The organism is Desulfacinum hydrothermale DSM 13146 (assembly GCF_900176285.1).
Classification (GTDB): domain Bacteria; phylum Desulfobacterota; class Syntrophobacteria; order Syntrophobacterales; family DSM-9756; genus Desulfacinum; species Desulfacinum hydrothermale.
In genome coordinates this window covers 77,710-93,719 of record NZ_FWXF01000006.1, presented here as the reverse complement: position 1 = coordinate 93,719, position 16,010 = coordinate 77,710, and the positions used below count along the sequence as shown (strand labels likewise).

Genomic DNA, 16,010 nt, shown 5'->3' with positions numbered 1-16,010 from the left:
ATTCTTTGATCGGAGAATGATTGGAGGAGGATTTTCAATGAGAAAGTTCCTTAATGCGGTAACCGTGATGCTTTCTGTGGTGGCCCTTCTGGGGCTGTGCGGGGTGAGCCAGGCGGCCGTGAGCGCCTCCATGGGTTCCAGCAACTACAAGGCTGGGGATCTGGTGACCATCGAAGGGAAGATCGAACCCGGTCAGGACCTGTACGTGGCGGTCGCTTCCCAGACGACTTTCGCCCCCAAGGACACCCAGGGGGTGCATGAAACCAAGCGGTTGGCCAAGGAGGCCAAGAAGCGGGGCTTTTCCAAGGACACATCCATTCCGGTTCTTTATTACATGATCACCACCCGTCCGGAAAAGTTCGGAAAGATAACCGTCAAGCGCTTCGGCGGTCCTTCCTTTTTTACGCAAGGCGGTAAGCGCGGTCTCTATAAGACCACCATGTTCAAACTGAGCAAGTTTGATGATCTGGATCCGTCGATTCTTCCTTATCTGGGCCCCATCCAGACGAAGGAAGAGTGGAATTTCTACAAGTTTGCCCATGAGAGCAACTACGGCATCAACACCATCGTGAAGGAAGCCACCAAGAAGGGCAAAGTGACCATCTTCGCCCGCAGCGTGCTCACCGACCATGCCAAGAGCGGCAACTACTGGGACAAGGGCACCACCATCCAATTGGACAAGAACACGGGTGCCTTCAAGGTGACCTTCAAGAGCTTTCGTCACACCCCGCCGGATACCAAGTTCGACGTCTACGTGAACGGTACCAAGGTGGGTGCTTACAATGTTCAGGGCAATGGTTTCTGGCTGGCCAAGGGCTTTCGGTACATGAATCCCCTGTGGATTACCATCGGCGCCATCCTGGTGGGTGCCTACTTCTCCATGATCGGGGCCGCCGGCGGCATGCTCATGGCCGCCTTCCAGGTGATCGTGGTCCAGACGGCCGGTCCCATCGGCATCAACGCCGCCAACGTGTTGCGTCCGTCCAACATGGCGCTCACCCTCTTTTCTCCGCTGGGTTCCTTCTACCGCTATGCGGCGGTGGAAAAGCGGGTGGCCTGGCCTGTGGGCATCTCTTTCGGCGTGGGCATCTTCATCGGCTCCATCTGGCTCGGCAAGTATGCCACCCAGTACCTGCCTCTGAAGACCTACAAGGAATGGTTGGCGATCCTGGTGGTGCTCATGGGCATTCGGACTCTCTATGAGCTGACGCCGGCCGTGATGGAAAAGCGGAAAAACATCAAGGCCATGGTAAAGAAGTTCAATGAAGAGGTGGCCCGCGCCAAGGCCGAAGGCCGTGCCGCCCAGATGGGCCGGATCGAACCGGTGAAAAGCGGTCTGACCGACTACCGATTCAAGTTCTGGGGTGAGGAATTCCAGATCAATCCTTTGCTGTTCGGTATCCTGGGGCTCCTCATCGGCGTGGTTTCCCGCTCCTTTGGAATCGGCGGAGGGTTCCTGTTGGTGCCCGCCATGACCACGCTGGGGGCTCTGCCCATGTACGTGGCCGTGCCCGTGTCCCTCATCGGGACGTGCTTCAGCAGTATCGGAGCCTTTCTGGGCTACCTGCTCAACGGCTACCTGCCGGACCTGTGGCTGGCGATCGCCATCATCATCGGCGGTTTCGTGGGTGGAATGCTGGGCAGCCGCTTGCAGAAGCTCTTCAGTGAAAAGACCTTGAAGTGGGTGCTGGCCATCACCCTGTTCTTCCTCTTCTTCCGCTTTTTCAAGATCGAAATCTGGATCTAAGGGCGGTCATCGGCCCGGTCGGAGGGGCAGGGCCCCTCCGACCGGGCCTTCCTTACCTGGAGGTCGGAGACGACGCCGAAAGGAGAAGCCGGAGACATGGACGCATTTTTGGACCAACTATGGGCACGGATCGTCATCTTCATCCAAGGTCTGGCTCATTTATTGGATGCGGCTTTCGGGCCTCTTCATGGGATGGGACCGGCCGCCACGGTGGCCGTGGCCGCCGGAATCACCTTCGGCATCACCCGTGTGCTCGATCGTATCTATCGCCCCAAGAGATACCAGGAGCTCCAGGAGGAATTTCACTACTGGTACGGACTTCGCCAGGAAGCACTCGCCTGCGGGGATCCGGAAAAGGCAAAAGCCCTGGCCAAAAACATCGACCAGGCGAAGCTCAATCAGGTCTATTACAACTACTTTTTTGAAGGACTTTTGCGAAACATCGTGACCAGTTACCTACCCTTTTTGAGCATGCTCGCTTATGTGAACGAGGCCTATCGCCCGGAACGCCTGACGGCCCTGTTCGGCCGCGACGCCCTCTTCACTGTGCCGGGAGGGCGAGGGGAAACGGTCGCGGTCGGTTCCGTCTTTTGGTTCGTTGCGGTCTATCTGGGATGCCACCTGATCTGGTTTCTGGGGCCGCGGCTCCTGAAAAGGTTGCGAAAAGTGCATGCGTCGAACAGCTCTTCCGCCTTCGCGGAGAGCCCGTCTGTCTATGAAGTGTGAGTCATGGCACGGATCTTGGTCTTAGACGATGAAAAGGACGCCTGCCGGCTCATGCAGCGGGTGCTGTCCGCCATGGGGCACCAGGTGCTGGTCTTTACCGGATCTGCCGAGGCGCGGGCCTGGTTGGAAGACAACGAGCCGGATTTGGCTTTGCTGGATATCAAACTCCGGGAGGACAACGGCCTTTCGGTGCTTCGCCTCCTTCGATCCCGCTGGCCGGCCGCCAAGGTGATCATGATCACGGGGTTTCCGTCTGCGGAAACGGCCCGGGAAGCCACCCGCCTGGGCATTGAGGATTACCTGGTCAAGCCGGTGGAGATCGAGGATCTGGAATATCGTGTCAACAGTGCATTGGGTGAGCGTCCTTTGGAAAAGTGATGGTCAGCCTAGAGAAAGGAAAGTCCATGAGGAAAGAAGTCTACAGTCTTTGTTTCATGTGTTCGGTTCGTTGCCCTATCAAGGTGGTTGTGGAAAACGGCCAGGCCAAGTGGATCGAAGGAAATCCACATGTGGCCGGCATGGAAGGGAGCCTGTGCCCTCGGGGTGCCGCCGGTTTGGCTCTTTTGAACGACACCCAGCGGGTGCAGTCGCCGCTGATCCGGACCGGACCACGCGGAAGCGGCAAATGGAAGAAGGCCACATGGGCCGAAGCCCTGGACTACGTGGCGGAAAAACTCCAGGCAATCATCGGCCAGCATGGCCCCCAGAGCGTGGTCTTAGCCGAGCGGACCCAGCTTGCCACCCATGTAAGCAAGACCTTCCTGCGGGCCATCGGGTCCCCGAACCATTGCACGCATGACGCCATCTGCAAGGGCTCCGTCAACACCGCAGGTCGGTCCCTTTTCGGGTACACGGACGCTCAGATGAGCTTCGATTACAAGAACACCAAGCACATTGTCTTTTACGGCCGGAACTTCTTTGAGGCGGTGGAGGTCAAAGCGGTCAATGCGTTGATGGAAGCCGTGGAAAACGGGGCGAAGATCACCTATATCGACCCCCGGGTGACGGTGACGGCCACCAAAGCCCACGACTATTTTATGATCCGGCCGGGAACCGACCTTGCTCTCAATTACGCGCTCATGCACGTCATCATTAAGGAAAAACTCTACGATGCGCACTTTGTGGAGCGCTGGGTGGACGGGTTTGCGGAATTGCAGGATTTCGTCCAGCCTTATACTCCCGAATGGGCGGAACGGGAAACGGGGATCGAAGCTCACCGGATCGTCAATTTGGCCAGGCAGATATCCAAGCAAAAACCCTCGGTCATCTTTCACTTTGGCTATCGCGGGGCCAGCCATCCCCAAGAAATCTATCTGCGGCGCTCCATTCTGATTCTTAACGCGCTGATGGGAAGCGTGGAGGCCAAGGGTGGGCTCTTTTTCAAGAAGGGGCCGGGCGAAGTGGGCGGCAAACCGGCGCGGAAGCTGACGGAACAAGAGGGGCTTCCCAAGGTGGACGTGGTGCGGTTCGACAAGGTGGGAACGGCTGATTTCCCGTTGCCCGATAAGAATCACGGCGTGGCACAGATGTTGCCCATGGCCATCCTGAACGAGGATCCCTATCCCCTGAAAGCTTTGATTGCCTACCGTTTCGATCCGCTCATGTCCATTCCGGATATGAACCAGAACAAACGGGCCTTGGATCAATTGGATCTGGTGGTGACCATCGACATCAACTATAGTGATATCGCCTGGTATTCCGATGTGATCCTGCCCGAGTCCACCTATCTGGAGCGGCTTGATTGCGTGCAGCAAGCCAACGGCCTCAAGCCGCAGATGTTTCTGCGCCATCAGGCGTTGAGTCCGCGTTACGACACGCGTCCGGGTGCCATCATCCTGAAGCAGTTGGCCGAACGGCTGGGCGTGGGCCAGTACTTCCCTTATGAAACCATGGAAGATCTGGTCCGCTGGCAGCTGGAGGGGACGGGTTTCTATCTGGAAGACTTTGCCAAGAAAGGCTTCGTTGCCTACACCGACAAGCAGATCTTTTGGGACCGGGAAAACGGGATCAAATTCAAGACTCCTTCGGGCAAGATTGAACTGGTTTCTTCTTTGCTCGAAGAGGCGGGTTATCCGTCCTTTCCTGCTTATGAACCGGTTTCCTCACCGCCCGAAGGCCAGTACCGACTCATGGTCGGCCGCTGTGCCCAACACACCCACGTATCGACCCAAAACAACCCCTATTTGAACGAGCTGGTTCCGGAAAATTGCCTCTGGATTCACACCAAGGAAGCTGAGCGCCTCGGCATTAAGGACGGAGACTGGGTCGAGGTGAGTTCCAAGGTGGGTTCCGGGGAGATCCGAGCTCACGTGACGGACATGATTCACCCGGAGGCTGTCTTCATGCTGCACGGTTTCGGTCACCAGGCCCGGTCAGCCGCTCGGAGCTTCAACCGGGGTCTGGCCGACGGAGTGCTTCAAGAAAACATCTCCGACACGATCGGTGGCAGTCCCGCACTGGACGAAACGGTCGTGACCGTCAAGCGGCTTCATTAACAAACTTGGACCCAATTTGGAGGGCATGCGAATGAGTCAGTACTACCTCTTCCAGGATGCGAAGAAGTGCATCGGTTGTCATACGTGCGAAGTCCAGTGCAAGGCCAACAAAGGGATGCCCCTGGGGCCCAAGATCTGCCAGGTCGTGGAAGTGGGCCCCAAGTTTGTGGGGCCGCTTCCCAGGGCTTCCTACATCTTTATGCCGTGTTTCCACTGCGAAAACCCGTGGTGTGTGGCGGCCTGCCCGACGGGCGCCATGCAGAAGCGAGCCAAAGACGGGATCGTTTTTGTGGACGAAGACTTGTGCGTGGGATGCAAAACCTGTATCTCGGCCTGTCCGTGGGGCGCCCCGCAGTGGAACCCGGAAACGGGAAAGGTGGTCAAGTGTGACTATTGCAAAGATCGCCTGGACCAGGGCTTAAAACCCGCCTGTGTGACCGTGTGCACCACCCACTGCCTCCAATTCGGGAAACCGGAAGAGCTGCGCGACATTCGGCGGCAACGTCACGCCAAGGCCCTGTCGTCTTTGGAGTGATGAACGGTCGACGAATGAGAATCTGCTAAGGGGCGATGGGCAGTGAACTTTTCAGTCTAATTTCGAGGTAATCACGGATGATGTCTTCAAGATGTCCGGTCAACGAGTGTCGTCAATATTTTGATGAGCTTCTTGCCTCGGAAACCATCACCCTTCCCAGGTCGCGTCATTTGGCGGAAGAAATTTTTCTTCTGCTGGGAGATATCGCCTGGGGACGGGGTGGCGGGGACCATCTCTCCGCGCTTCGATCTCTGGGAGAATCCCTGTTGTCCCAGGGTGCGGAGGCCAGGACGGTCGAGGCGGGGAGGTTCCTGCTCGACACGTTGAGCGAATACGAGGAAGTTTTCGTCAGTCACATCCAAACGCACAACTGCGCCACGGGCGATTGCGTAAAACTTGCGCCGTCGCCCTGTCAGATGGCGTGTCCGGCCGGCCTGGACATCCCCAGTTATGTGACCCTTATCGGCATGGGACGCGAAGCCGAAGCCATTCGTATCATCAGGGAAGATAACCCCTTTCCCTGGGTGTGCGGCCTGGTGTGCACGCATCCGTGTGAATTCGTGTGCGTCCGGGGACGGATCGACAAGCCCATTGCCATTAAGGACCTCAAAGGATATGCGGCGGAACGGGCCATGTCCCGCATGGAATATGTCAATCCGCCGCTGCCTCCGTCCAATGGACGGAAGGTCTGCATCGTGGGGGCCGGTCCCGCGGGACTGACCGCTGCCTACTATCTGCGGCTCAAGGGCTACCAGGTGACCATCCTGGAGGCACTGCCGGTGGCGGGCGGCATGATGATGGTGGGAATCCCCCGGTATCGACTCCCGCGCGAGGTGATCGACCGCGAAGTGGGCATGATCGAAGACATGGGTGTGGAGATACGGCGGAACACGCGGCTGGGGAGGGATGTGACCATCGAGCAGCTGCGCGAGGAAGGCTATGAAGCCTTCCTCATCGCCATCGGAGCCCACAGTTCCTACAAGTTGATGATTCCCGGGGAAGAGGATTTCCCCCAAGTCATCAGTGCCGTGGATTTCCTCCGCGACGTGGCCTTGGGCGAGCGCCATGCCCCGGGTAAGAAGGTGGCCGTCATCGGTGGTGGGAACGTGGCCATCGATGCGGCCCGCACTTGTATCCGCCTGGGCTGCGAATCGGTGACGTTGCTCTACCGTCGAACGCGCTCCGAAATGCCCGCCCATGAAATCGAAGTCAGACAAGCGGAAGAAGAGGGGGTTCAATTTCAATTTCTGACCGTACCCGTTGAGGTCAAGGGGCAAGACGGTCGTGTGACGGCCCTGCATTGTCTGCGTGCCGAGCTGGGGCAAGCGGATGCCAGCGGGCGCAGACGCCCGATTCCGGTGGAAGGCAGCGATCACGACCTGGATGTGGATTGTGTTATTGCGGCTATCGGTCAAGCCATTGATAGCAGGGGGGTGGACCACCTGGACCGCCTGAAATGGTCCAAACGCGGCACTATCAAGGCCAACACGGCGACCATGGAAACGAGTCAGGAGGGGGTTTTTGCTGCCGGAGACGTGGTCACGGGGCCGGCGACGGTCATTGAAGCCATTGGTATGGGCAAAGTAGCCGCCGATGCCATCGATCGCTATCTCCAAGGAATTCCCCAGCCCAAGATGCCTCCGGTGCCTGTGAGGCGCCGCAGGCTGCCCTTTTTGGAAGTGTCGGCGTCCAAGAAGATGCGCCTGGAAAGGCCCAGGATGGCCGAGCTCAATACCGATCGGCGAAGGATCACGTTCCAACAGGTGGAACTGGGGCTGACGCAAGACGAGGCCCGGGAAGAAGCACTTCGGTGTCTGCGCTGTGATGTGTGCCGACGATGCGGATTGTGCGTCGAGATCTGTCGGGACAAGATGAAGATCGATGCCCTGAAATTGGGTTATCTGGACGTGGAACACAAGACGGAAACGGATTTTCGAGCGACGGCGGAAAGGTGCATCACCTGCGGCGCCTGTGCCACCCATTGCCCCAACGATGCCATGCAGATCGAGGATCGGGATGGTACGCGGGTTCTGTCGATCTGCGGGACGGTTCTCAACCAACTCAAATTGGAATACTGTGAAGAGTGTGGGAGTGTTCTCGGTCCCGAACGGTACCATGATTTCATTATGGGGCGCATGAAGGAGCTGGCGTCGACGGTGGCGGGACATCGACTCTGTTTGAAGTGTGCCCGCAAAAAGGCCGCGGCCAAGCATGCGGAACTAACGCCTCCCGTCGGCAAAGGGATCTGAAAAGGGATGCCACTCCTTTACCGAGCGTCCGGGACTGTGGGACGGCGGAAGGGGCCAACGGGAGCCGAAAAGGAGGTGCCGATGACGTTTCGAAGGGGGCAACGAGTGGAAATTCACAGGAGATCCGAGGATGAAAGCTGGGAGCCCTACATGGACGAATATGTGGGCGCCCGCGGCGTGATCACGGATCCGGATACCAGCAAAAACGATCCCAGCGCCCTGGTGGAAGTGACGCTTGATGATAGGGGCACACACCGATTCCCCCAGGATTGTCTCCGGCTCTTGGAAGAGTAAGCTCAACGCAGAACGGCTTTGGCCCTTCTTTTGGGCAGGGTGAGACGAAACGCGGGAAAAGAAAGCGGTGTATGGAGACTGTGGTGCCCGGCACCCAAAGGTAGGGTGGAGCTGGGAGAAGCTGTGGGCTTGTTATCCATCACGCAGTCCCTTGGCCGGCGGTGCATTGCAGACGGTGTCTTTCATGCTTCTTTGTCCCGGTCTTGCGTGGGGGAGGTCGATAGAGTTGCATGCTGGTAAAGGGTCTGCCGTGGTCGGAATGATATGCGGGAGTTTCCATGAAAGTTGAGAGCTTGCTGGCGAACAGAGAACCATGTGTCCATGCCATTGATAAGAGCCAGACGGTGGAGGATGCCATCAGCATGATGGCGGACAAGCATATCAGCGCTTTGATTGTGATGGACCAAGATCGTCCTGTGGGCATTTTTACGGAAAGGGATGTGCTGAAAGTTCATCTGAAATTTCCGGATAAACCGTTTACAAACCTTTCCGTCGGTGACGGTATGACAGAGAATCTGATCGTCGCTCGGATGGATGACGAGCTGAGTAACGTGATGTCTGCCATGATTCAAGCGGATATTCGCCATATGCCCGTGCTTTCGGAAGGCCGGCTTGTCGGCCTTTTGTCCGTCCGAGACATCATCCAAAACTATGTGGGATCGTTGAAGGCGGAGCTCCATTACTTGCAAGATTATGTCAGCCGCCTGGAAGATGCGATGCACGACTGAAGGAAAGGGACTTCCCAATGGTTACGATCACCATCGACGGACATGAATATGAAGTCGAAGAGGGGCAGACCGTCTTGCAGGCGTTGCGCTTCCTCGGCGTTCAACTCCCTACGCTCTGTTACCATCCGGCTTTGAAACCGTCTGGTAGTTGTCGGCTGTGCGCCGTGGAGGTGATGGGCAAATCGGGGCGGCCCGTCGCCATGCTTTCATGCATCATGCCTGTTCAGGAAGGACTGCAGATTCGAACGGACAGTGAGATCGTCCAGAATGCACGCAGGAAAGCCTTTCAGCGGCTTTTGCAGATGGCGCCCCAGAGTCGGAGAATCCTGGATCTGGCCCAGCAATACGGTGTCGATCTGGGACCACCGCCCGATGGCTGTGTGCGCTGTCGGCTGTGCATCCGTGTGTGTAAGGAAATTATCGGAGTCGGAGCTCTGAGGATGGAAAAACGCGAGGGTGTGGCTTATGTGGTGCCCGCCGAAGGGGCCTGCATCGGCTGCGGGACGTGTGCCAACCTATGCCCGACGGGAGCGATCGTCATCCGAGATACCGAAGATACCCGAACAATTTCCATTCGAGACGAGATCATCGGCATCCATGCCTTGGAACGCTGCGAGGCGTGCGGCCGCCAGTTTGCCACGCATAAGTTTCTTGAATTTGCGGAAGAACACGCACAACCTCATCCGGATGTGAAGGAACACCACCGCTATTGTCCCACCTGTGCCAAGCTGCTTGCGGACCGGGTGCAATTGGCTTTACGGCAAAGGCAACGCTGAACACATGGAACCCTCTGGAAAGGCCCTCGGTAGGAATCTGATCTTTCACCGGGTGCGAGACGTGCGATACGTGACGTTTGGAGTTGCACCGGGCCTGTGTCGGGCCGGTGTTTGCCGTTCGCCTACCGACTTGGGAGCCGCAAGGGATCAGGGATCCACGGTCATAAGACAAGGAGGGTTCCGGGCATGGAGATCCAATGCCGGCGGTGGAACGTGTTGAGATCGGCATCATAGGCCGTGGCTCGCTTTGCCGAAGGTTTCTGCCTCGTGCGGAGGAAGGAGGGCTTTAGCAGGGGCCGGCTCAAGTGATCGGTGGGAAGGACCAGGATCCGAGTGCGCCGCTCGAGTTGTGGGGGGTAACAAGAAGGGGCTCTCCACGACCACTGACGACCGGAATCTTGGGGCCTTTCCGAACTGGTTCAGGCGATCGAACTCATTGGAGACGAGCTGTTTCTTTGTGATTTGCTCCAGCACCGGCCTGTGCGACTGAGAGTATTGCCCCGGTTTTGCTTCAAATCTTAGTGCGAAGGCATTCCGAAAATGTGATCATCCAAGATGAGACATTCCTCAAATCCATCCGGTAGTCCGCCTCCTTGGGATCAGTGATATGGAATCGAAGACGATTTGCAGCAGCTTCACATACCACGTGGAGGGCGTCCAAAGCCATGCGGCGGTCCCGCCTGCATGGGGCAGTATGGGCGTGTAGGTGAAGAAATGATGAGTAAAAATCCAGTGCCATTGCGCGATGTCAATCTGTTAGGTCGTTCCAGGGCCATGGAGCGCATCTCCTGCGTGATTTCAGACGCGGCCCTTTCTGCTTCCCCTGTATTCATCACAGGGGAGGCGGGCACCGGGAAGGAAGTAGTGGCCAGGGCGATCCACGCAGCGAGCCTCCGCGCCGATGCTCCGTTTGTTGTGATCAAATGCGGTGCCATGCCGGAGTATTTGCTGGAAGTCGAGCTGTTCGGACAAGCAAAGGAAGCCATACATAGCACCGTGCAGGCCCGTGGAAGAAGCCTTGCGTCGGGAGACGGCTCCACGCTCTTTCTGGATGAGGTCGGAGAGCTGTCGCCTCGAATGCAATTGAATCTGCTACAGATCCTGGGCGAAAGGAGTGCCCATAAACCGGAATGGGAAGATTTCTCTTGGTGGGGCCTCCGCATCATCGCATCCACCAAGATGGATGTGGGCAAGGCCATCGCCGAAGGCCGCTTCCGTTCCGATCTGTTCTACCGCCTCAATGTGATCTCCATCCACGTGCCGCCCCTGCGGGAGCGTGTGGACGATATTCCCTTGCTGGCAACCCACTTTCTGAAACGCTACAGCCGCGAAACCAACAAACAGGTGGATGCCGTCAGTCGAGAGGCCATGGAACTGCTCAAGTCCTATGCGTGGCCGGGCAACGTGCGCGAGCTGCAGAATGCCATGGAACGGGCCGTGGTGCTGGCCAAGAGGCGCCGGATCGGCGTCTCGGACCTGGCCTTTCTCCAGGCGCCGCCTCCGCCTCCATCCACCCACTTGACCCTGGAGGAGGTGGAACGGCGGCACATTGAACGCGTCCTTCGCAGCCAGGGTGGGAACATCTCCCGGGCAGCGGAAATCCTGGGGATCCATCGAACCACCCTGCACAAAAAGTTGCACCGTTACGGGATCACGTGCACCCGAGGCCGAGGGCGTCCGCCGGGCAAAGCCCGCCGTGTTGGAAAGTGAGTTTTCGACGGGTTTTGAACATGTTTGGAACCCTCCCGCATCCTGGTGGTGTCTGTTTTGAACAGGGTTTCAACGGGGACGGATGGGAAATGAACATCTTTCGACAGGTCTGCCGCAGCGATTGAACAGCCATGAAACTCGCGCGGGATGGCCCTTGTCCCGTTTTGCAAGGTAAATCGTTAAACCATGTCGGATGGGCATGGCCCATCGGCATCGCGTATTCGGCTGCTTCCATGAGGATGTGGCGATTTCGTGAGCTTGTCCGTCGGAGCCTGCTTGTGCATTCCGAATACGTTAGGATTGCTGAACCCTGCGCCATGCCTTTTTCTGGTTGGAACGAATCCCACCGGTCCAGATCTTTACTTCTCTGGTTATGACCCTCTCCTTTTCAGGTCCAACCGGTTCCATTGCTTCGGACAAACTGGCCCAACTCACCATTGCCAACGTTTCCCACCATTGACCTTTGGGTTCGCCTAAGGTAAAGGCAAGGGACGTGTGGATCGTTGTGTGAATTTGTTTAGGCTGTAGTTTCAGATGGTTAGATTGTGATCGGCCAATTCGTTCCGGGGCTTGGACGAGGCGAAAAGGTGGCGTTTTGCGTCGCGGAGACGGGTCCAGGGACGAGCGGGATGTGGGAACCTGTTAAAAACACGAAAAATACATTGATAATGGCGGAGTGCACTATGTTGATGAAGAGAAAATGGGCATTTTCCCCTGTGTCCAGGTGGGCTAAGGGGTTGGGGGTTGGGCTGGCCCTGATCGTGGCGATGCCCCGTGTTGTCTGGGCCACCCAGGTGCACACAGAACCGGAAGGGCTCTACGCCCATCAGCTGGCCCATGCCTTTTTCCTCGTCTCCATGGGAATCCTGGTCTATTGGCTGCGGGAAAGGCATCTCACGCACCATCGCGGATGGCGATATTTGCAATATGCGGCCCTTTCCTTCATCGCCTGGAACCTGGACACCATGTTTATCCACCATCTGGAAGGCCGCGAAGACCTGTTTCTCACCTTTTCCAAGGGGACTTTGCAGGCCACGTTGCAGCCTTTTCCCGGGCGCGAATGGATTACCTGGGCCTTCTATCTGGGAAAGATGGACCACCTGTTGTGTGTGCCGGCCATCGTCTTTCTCTTCCTTTCCCTTCGTGAACTCATCCGTACCGGATACCGATTTCCCAGGAGTGAAAACGGCTGATGCAACTTCCCTTTTGGCCCGTCTTATTGGTGGATCTGGTGGGCTCGGCCCTCATGATCGTCTTTTCGATCCTGTGTGTGGGCTTATCCCTTAAGCTGCGCAACCAGGACCGGGAAAACGTGGTGTGGACCTATCTGCTCATGGTTTCCCACGCCCTCACGGCCTTTGCCGTTTCGCGCGGGGTGGGCCACATCGCCAAAGAGCTCCTGATTCTGGGGGGGCGTTCGGACATCTGGGCGGTGCTGCGGCCCTACAGCGGCTCCGTCAACACCATCACTTTTTGCGTGGTGGGGGCGGTGACCCTCTTTTTCGAGCGGATCTGGGGGGTCTATCAGCAAGTGCTTCGGGACAAGGAAGCGCTCCAGAAGGCCCATGCAGAACTCCTTTTTCTGAACCGGCACCTGGAAGACTTGGTGCAAGAGCGCACCCAGGAACTGGCCCGTTCGGAAGGAAAGTACCGGCGGATCTTCGAGGTGTCGCGGGACATGATCGCTGTGGTGGCCGCCGATGGAACCATCCTGGACATCAATCCAGCGGGATGTGAAATGCTCGGCATCCCCCACGGCGTCAAACAACGGGTACCGGATCCGGCGGACTTGGGAAGCTTTTTCGCCAACCGCCGGGACTGGGACCGGCTCCGCGAAAGAATCCTTCGGGAATGCTATGTGAGCGATGCGGAAACGAGGCTGGTGGCCGCCGACGGCCGGGAGGTGCACGTACTTTTGAGTGCGGCCAGCGAATGCGAGGTGACCCGCAAGACGGAGATCTTTCACTTCGTGGTGAAAGACATCTCCCAGCGGAAAGTCATGCAGCAGCAGCTCCTGCAGGCGGACAAATTGGCGTCCATCGGGCAATTGGCGGCAGGGATCGCCCATGAGATCAACAATCCCCTGGGGATCATCCTGGGCTATACCCAGCTGCTCATTCGCGAGGAGCCCGAAGGTACCGAACGCTTAGAGGACTTGAGGACCATCGAACGGCACACCCGCACGTGCAAGACCATCGTGGAGGACCTGCTCAGCTTCTCCCGGCGGGCCCACACCAAAAAGGAGCGGGCCAGTCTGCATGAGACCATTGAGGAGGTCCTGAGTGTGGTGCGCCACAACCTGGAACTGGATCAGATTCGCCTGGAAAAGGATTTCGATCGGAGCGTTCCCACCATGGTCTTGGATCGGGACAAAATGCGCCAGGTCTTCATGAATCTCATCATGAACGCCAAACAGGCTATCGGCAAAGACGGCTTGATTCGGGTGGTCACACGGTGGGATTCCCAACGGGGGCAAGTCCGGGTGATCGTGAGCGACAATGGGTGCGGCATGGACCCCAAGGTCGTGCCTCGCATCTTCGATCCCTTCTTCACCACCAAGAGCACCGGGGAAGGGACCGGACTGGGGCTTTCGGTGAGCTATGGAATCGTCAAAAACCATGGAGGCGACATCCTGGTGGAAAGCCGCCTGGGAGAAGGCTCCACGTTCACAGTGGTGCTCCCCGTGGAGTCCGAAGACAGGGACACCGAAAAGCCATGAGATGCCGATGAAGAACGCGAGCGGCCTTTCCTGCCGGGGCATGATGGACGCCTAAAAATTCCCCTCCCTTGCTGGGTCAATGGTGGGTACCTAAGTGTTCCCCCCCTGGTGGGAGGGGTTAGGGGAGGGGGGTTGGATGGTGGGAAGGGGCCGTCTTTTGCCCTTGTTGAGCGGGGAGATGAAGGTGAGCTGATTGGATCACCCCCTTCTAACCTACCCCATCGAGGGGGAGGGATTGGTGGGTTGAAACTTGCGCTTGCCCGGTGGGGGGTGCTGAGGGGTGCGGGGCGCAATCAGAAGCGTCCCATGAGGCTTCGACGACGGTGGTATGATGTATGAGCAAGAAAGGCAGATGAAGGAGCGCATCCTGGTGGTGGACGATGAGCCGGACCTGCTCCGGCTCTTGACCAGGACGTTGCCGCGGGACCTGGACTGTGACGTGCTGACCGCCTCTTCCGGCGAACAGGCCATGCAGCGGCTCCGGGCCGAGCCCGTGGACCTGGTTCTTCTGGACATGAAGATGCCCGGAATGGACGGGCTCGACGTGCTGGACCGGATTCGGGCGGAGCATCCGTGGCTCACCGTGATCATGATGACCGCCCACGGATGCATTGAGCTGGCCGTGCAGGCCATGCGCCAAGGGGCCTACGACTTCCTCACCAAGCCCTTCGATCATGACGCCCTGGCCTTTACGATAGGAAAGGCTTTGGAGCGGAGCCGGCTCATCCGGGAAAACCTGCATTTGCAGCGACGGCTCAAAGGAGAAAAGTCCTTTCAGAACATCGTGGGCAAAAGTCCGGCCATGCAGCGGGTTTTCGACGCCCTGCAGATGGTGGCCGATTCCGACCTGACGGTGCTCATCACAGGGGAGTCGGGGACGGGGAAGGATCTGGTGGCTCGGGCGATCCACAACCTGAGCGGGCGAAAGACCGGGCCGTTTGTGGCGGTCAATTGCCCCACCGTTCCCGAAAACATTCTGGAAAGCGAACTGTTCGGATACCGCAAGGGTGCGTTCACCCACGCCACTCAAAACAAGATGGGGCTTTTTCAAGAAGCGCACGGCGGAACCCTTTTCCTGGACGAGATCGGCGACATCTCCCCCAGTATTCAAACCAAGCTGCTTCGGGTTCTTCAGGAAAAGACCATCAAGCCCTTGGGCGATACCAAAGACATCCGGGTGGACGTGCGGGTGGTGGCCTCCACCAACCGTAATCTTCTGGAAAAGATGCGCACGGGCGAATTCCGCGAAGATCTCTACTACCGGCTGAACGTGGTGCCCATTGAGATGCCCCCGCTTCGGGAGCGTCGCGAGGATATCCCGCTGCTGGTGGACCACTTCCTGCAAATTCACGGGCGACAACTCAACCGACCCTCCAAGAGCGTTTCGCCCCAGCTCATGGACCTTTTTCTACGCCACGATTGGGAAGGCAACGTGCGGGAACTGGAAAACACCATCATGCGCGGCATTCTCTTTGCCCCCGGAGAGGAGATTCTTCCCGAACACGTGGGATTTTCAGATGCCTCTCCTTCCCACGACCTGCTCCATGACCAGCACCTTCATGAATTGCCCTATCGGGAAGCCAAAGAAGAGGTGCTGCGACGGTTCAATACCGCCTACATCGAAAGACTGTTGGCCATGACGGAAGGCAATGTGACGCGTGCAGCCCAGCTGTGCGGTCTTGAGCGCCAGGCGCTCCAGCAGGTGATGCGCCGTTTCAAGATAAAGGCTGACAAGTTTCGATCCCACAAGAAGAAAAACCAGGAAACTGGCTGATTCTCCGCAATCCGGGCCTTTCCCCCTGTTGCATCCTGCCTGTGCAAGGTGCGAGGGACTGTCGGTTCTGTGGTGGCCGGGGCTGGATGGGCGTGAAACGGATTTTTCAAAGGTGGTGTGTTTTGAGATCATCCAGGCCGCGCTCCTCCGGGAGGCCAAAACGCTTTTCTTTCCCATTAAAGGGTGTGCTGCGGAGGCCCCGGCTGGTTTTTGGGTTCCGAGACGGCCCGTCACCGGCTAGCCGGCACTCGGTGGGT

13 protein-coding genes are annotated in these 16,010 nt (G+C 57.8%); all 13 read left to right on the top strand.

Features of this window, described 5'->3' with window-relative positions:
- Positions 1–37 precede the first annotated feature (37 nt).
- The 13 genes from B9A12_RS07125 (at position 38) to B9A12_RS07065 (ending at position 15,753) form a co-directional block, all read left to right on the top strand.
- The gene (locus tag B9A12_RS07125; protein ID WP_084057201.1) at positions 38–1,747 is read left to right on the top strand and encodes a sulfite exporter TauE/SafE family protein; all 1,710 of its coding nucleotides are present in this window, start codon (positions 38–40) and stop codon (positions 1,745–1,747) included.
- Between the two features lie 96 nt (positions 1,748–1,843).
- Complete coding sequence (locus B9A12_RS07120) at positions 1,844–2,473, top strand: hypothetical protein (RefSeq protein ID WP_084057200.1); 630 nt, start codon at positions 1,844–1,846, stop codon at positions 2,471–2,473.
- Between the two features lie 3 nt (positions 2,474–2,476).
- Positions 2,477–2,851 carry a response regulator gene (locus tag B9A12_RS07115; RefSeq protein WP_084057199.1) on the top strand — a complete coding sequence of 125 codons (375 nt, stop codon included), beginning with the start codon at positions 2,477–2,479 and terminating at the stop codon, positions 2,849–2,851.
- Between the two features lie 26 nt (positions 2,852–2,877).
- The gene (locus tag B9A12_RS07110; protein ID WP_084057198.1) at positions 2,878–4,968 is read left to right on the top strand and encodes a molybdopterin-dependent oxidoreductase; all 2,091 of its coding nucleotides are present in this window, start codon (positions 2,878–2,880) and stop codon (positions 4,966–4,968) included.
- Positions 4,969–4,999: 31 nt separating this feature from the next.
- Positions 5,000–5,503 carry a 4Fe-4S dicluster domain-containing protein gene (locus B9A12_RS07105; protein ID WP_084057197.1) on the top strand — a complete coding sequence of 168 codons (504 nt, stop codon included), beginning with the start codon at positions 5,000–5,002 and terminating at the stop codon, positions 5,501–5,503.
- Positions 5,504–5,580: 77 nt separating this feature from the next.
- Entirely contained in the window at positions 5,581–7,752 is a 2,172-nt protein-coding gene (locus B9A12_RS07100; RefSeq protein WP_212636857.1) for an NAD(P)-binding protein, read from the top strand.
- A gap of 81 nt (positions 7,753–7,833) precedes the next feature.
- Positions 7,834–8,046: a hypothetical protein gene (locus B9A12_RS07095; protein ID WP_084057196.1), complete on the top strand. Its 213-nt coding sequence runs from the start codon at positions 7,834–7,836 to the stop codon at positions 8,044–8,046.
- Between the two features lie 278 nt (positions 8,047–8,324).
- Positions 8,325–8,774 (top strand): CBS domain-containing protein, encoded by a 450-nt coding sequence (locus tag B9A12_RS07090; RefSeq protein ID WP_084057195.1) that lies wholly within the window; start codon positions 8,325–8,327, stop codon positions 8,772–8,774.
- 17 nt (positions 8,775–8,791) lie between these two features.
- Positions 8,792–9,550: a 2Fe-2S iron-sulfur cluster-binding protein gene (locus B9A12_RS07085; RefSeq protein ID WP_084057194.1), complete on the top strand. Its 759-nt coding sequence runs from the start codon at positions 8,792–8,794 to the stop codon at positions 9,548–9,550.
- Between the two features lie 717 nt (positions 9,551–10,267).
- Positions 10,268–11,260, top strand: a complete 993-nt coding sequence (locus tag B9A12_RS07080) for a sigma 54-interacting transcriptional regulator (RefSeq protein WP_170920418.1) — start codon at positions 10,268–10,270, stop codon at positions 11,258–11,260.
- A 737-nt stretch (positions 11,261–11,997) separates the two neighbouring features.
- Positions 11,998–12,453 carry a hypothetical protein gene (locus B9A12_RS07075; RefSeq protein ID WP_139796535.1) on the top strand — a complete coding sequence of 152 codons (456 nt, stop codon included), beginning with the start codon at positions 11,998–12,000 and terminating at the stop codon, positions 12,451–12,453.
- Positions 12,453–13,979, top strand: a complete 1,527-nt coding sequence (locus tag B9A12_RS07070) for a two-component system sensor histidine kinase NtrB (RefSeq protein ID WP_084057191.1) — start codon at positions 12,453–12,455, stop codon at positions 13,977–13,979. The genes B9A12_RS07075 and B9A12_RS07070 overlap by 1 nt, the downstream gene beginning before the upstream one ends.
- Positions 13,980–14,331: 352 nt before the next feature.
- Positions 14,332–15,753 carry a sigma-54-dependent transcriptional regulator gene (locus tag B9A12_RS07065; RefSeq protein WP_084057190.1) on the top strand — a complete coding sequence of 474 codons (1,422 nt, stop codon included), beginning with the start codon at positions 14,332–14,334 and terminating at the stop codon, positions 15,751–15,753.
- Positions 15,754–16,010: the final 257 nt, after the last annotated feature.

Bases quoted from the DNA above. Each gene is read 5' to 3' on its own strand.
- B9A12_RS07125 (WP_084057201.1), top strand. From the start codon at position 38: ATGAGAAAGTTCCTTAATGCGGTAACCGTGATGCTTTCTGTGGTGGCC.
- B9A12_RS07120 (WP_084057200.1), top strand. From the start codon at position 1,844: ATGGACGCATTTTTGGACCAACTATGGGCACGGATCGTCATCTTCATC.
- B9A12_RS07115 (WP_084057199.1), top strand. From the start codon at position 2,477: ATGGCACGGATCTTGGTCTTAGACGATGAAAAGGACGCCTGCCGGCTC.
- B9A12_RS07110 (WP_084057198.1), top strand. From the start codon at position 2,878: ATGAGGAAAGAAGTCTACAGTCTTTGTTTCATGTGTTCGGTTCGTTGC.
- B9A12_RS07105 (WP_084057197.1), top strand. From the start codon at position 5,000: ATGAGTCAGTACTACCTCTTCCAGGATGCGAAGAAGTGCATCGGTTGT.
- B9A12_RS07100 (WP_212636857.1), top strand. From the start codon at position 5,581: ATGATGTCTTCAAGATGTCCGGTCAACGAGTGTCGTCAATATTTTGAT.
- B9A12_RS07095 (WP_084057196.1), top strand. From the start codon at position 7,834: ATGACGTTTCGAAGGGGGCAACGAGTGGAAATTCACAGGAGATCCGAG.
- B9A12_RS07090 (WP_084057195.1), top strand. From the start codon at position 8,325: ATGAAAGTTGAGAGCTTGCTGGCGAACAGAGAACCATGTGTCCATGCC.
- B9A12_RS07085 (WP_084057194.1), top strand. From the start codon at position 8,792: ATGGTTACGATCACCATCGACGGACATGAATATGAAGTCGAAGAGGGG.
- B9A12_RS07080 (WP_170920418.1), top strand. From the start codon at position 10,268: ATGAGTAAAAATCCAGTGCCATTGCGCGATGTCAATCTGTTAGGTCGT.
- B9A12_RS07070 (WP_084057191.1), top strand. From the start codon at position 12,453: ATGCAACTTCCCTTTTGGCCCGTCTTATTGGTGGATCTGGTGGGCTCG.
- B9A12_RS07065 (WP_084057190.1), top strand. From the start codon at position 14,332: ATGAAGGAGCGCATCCTGGTGGTGGACGATGAGCCGGACCTGCTCCGG.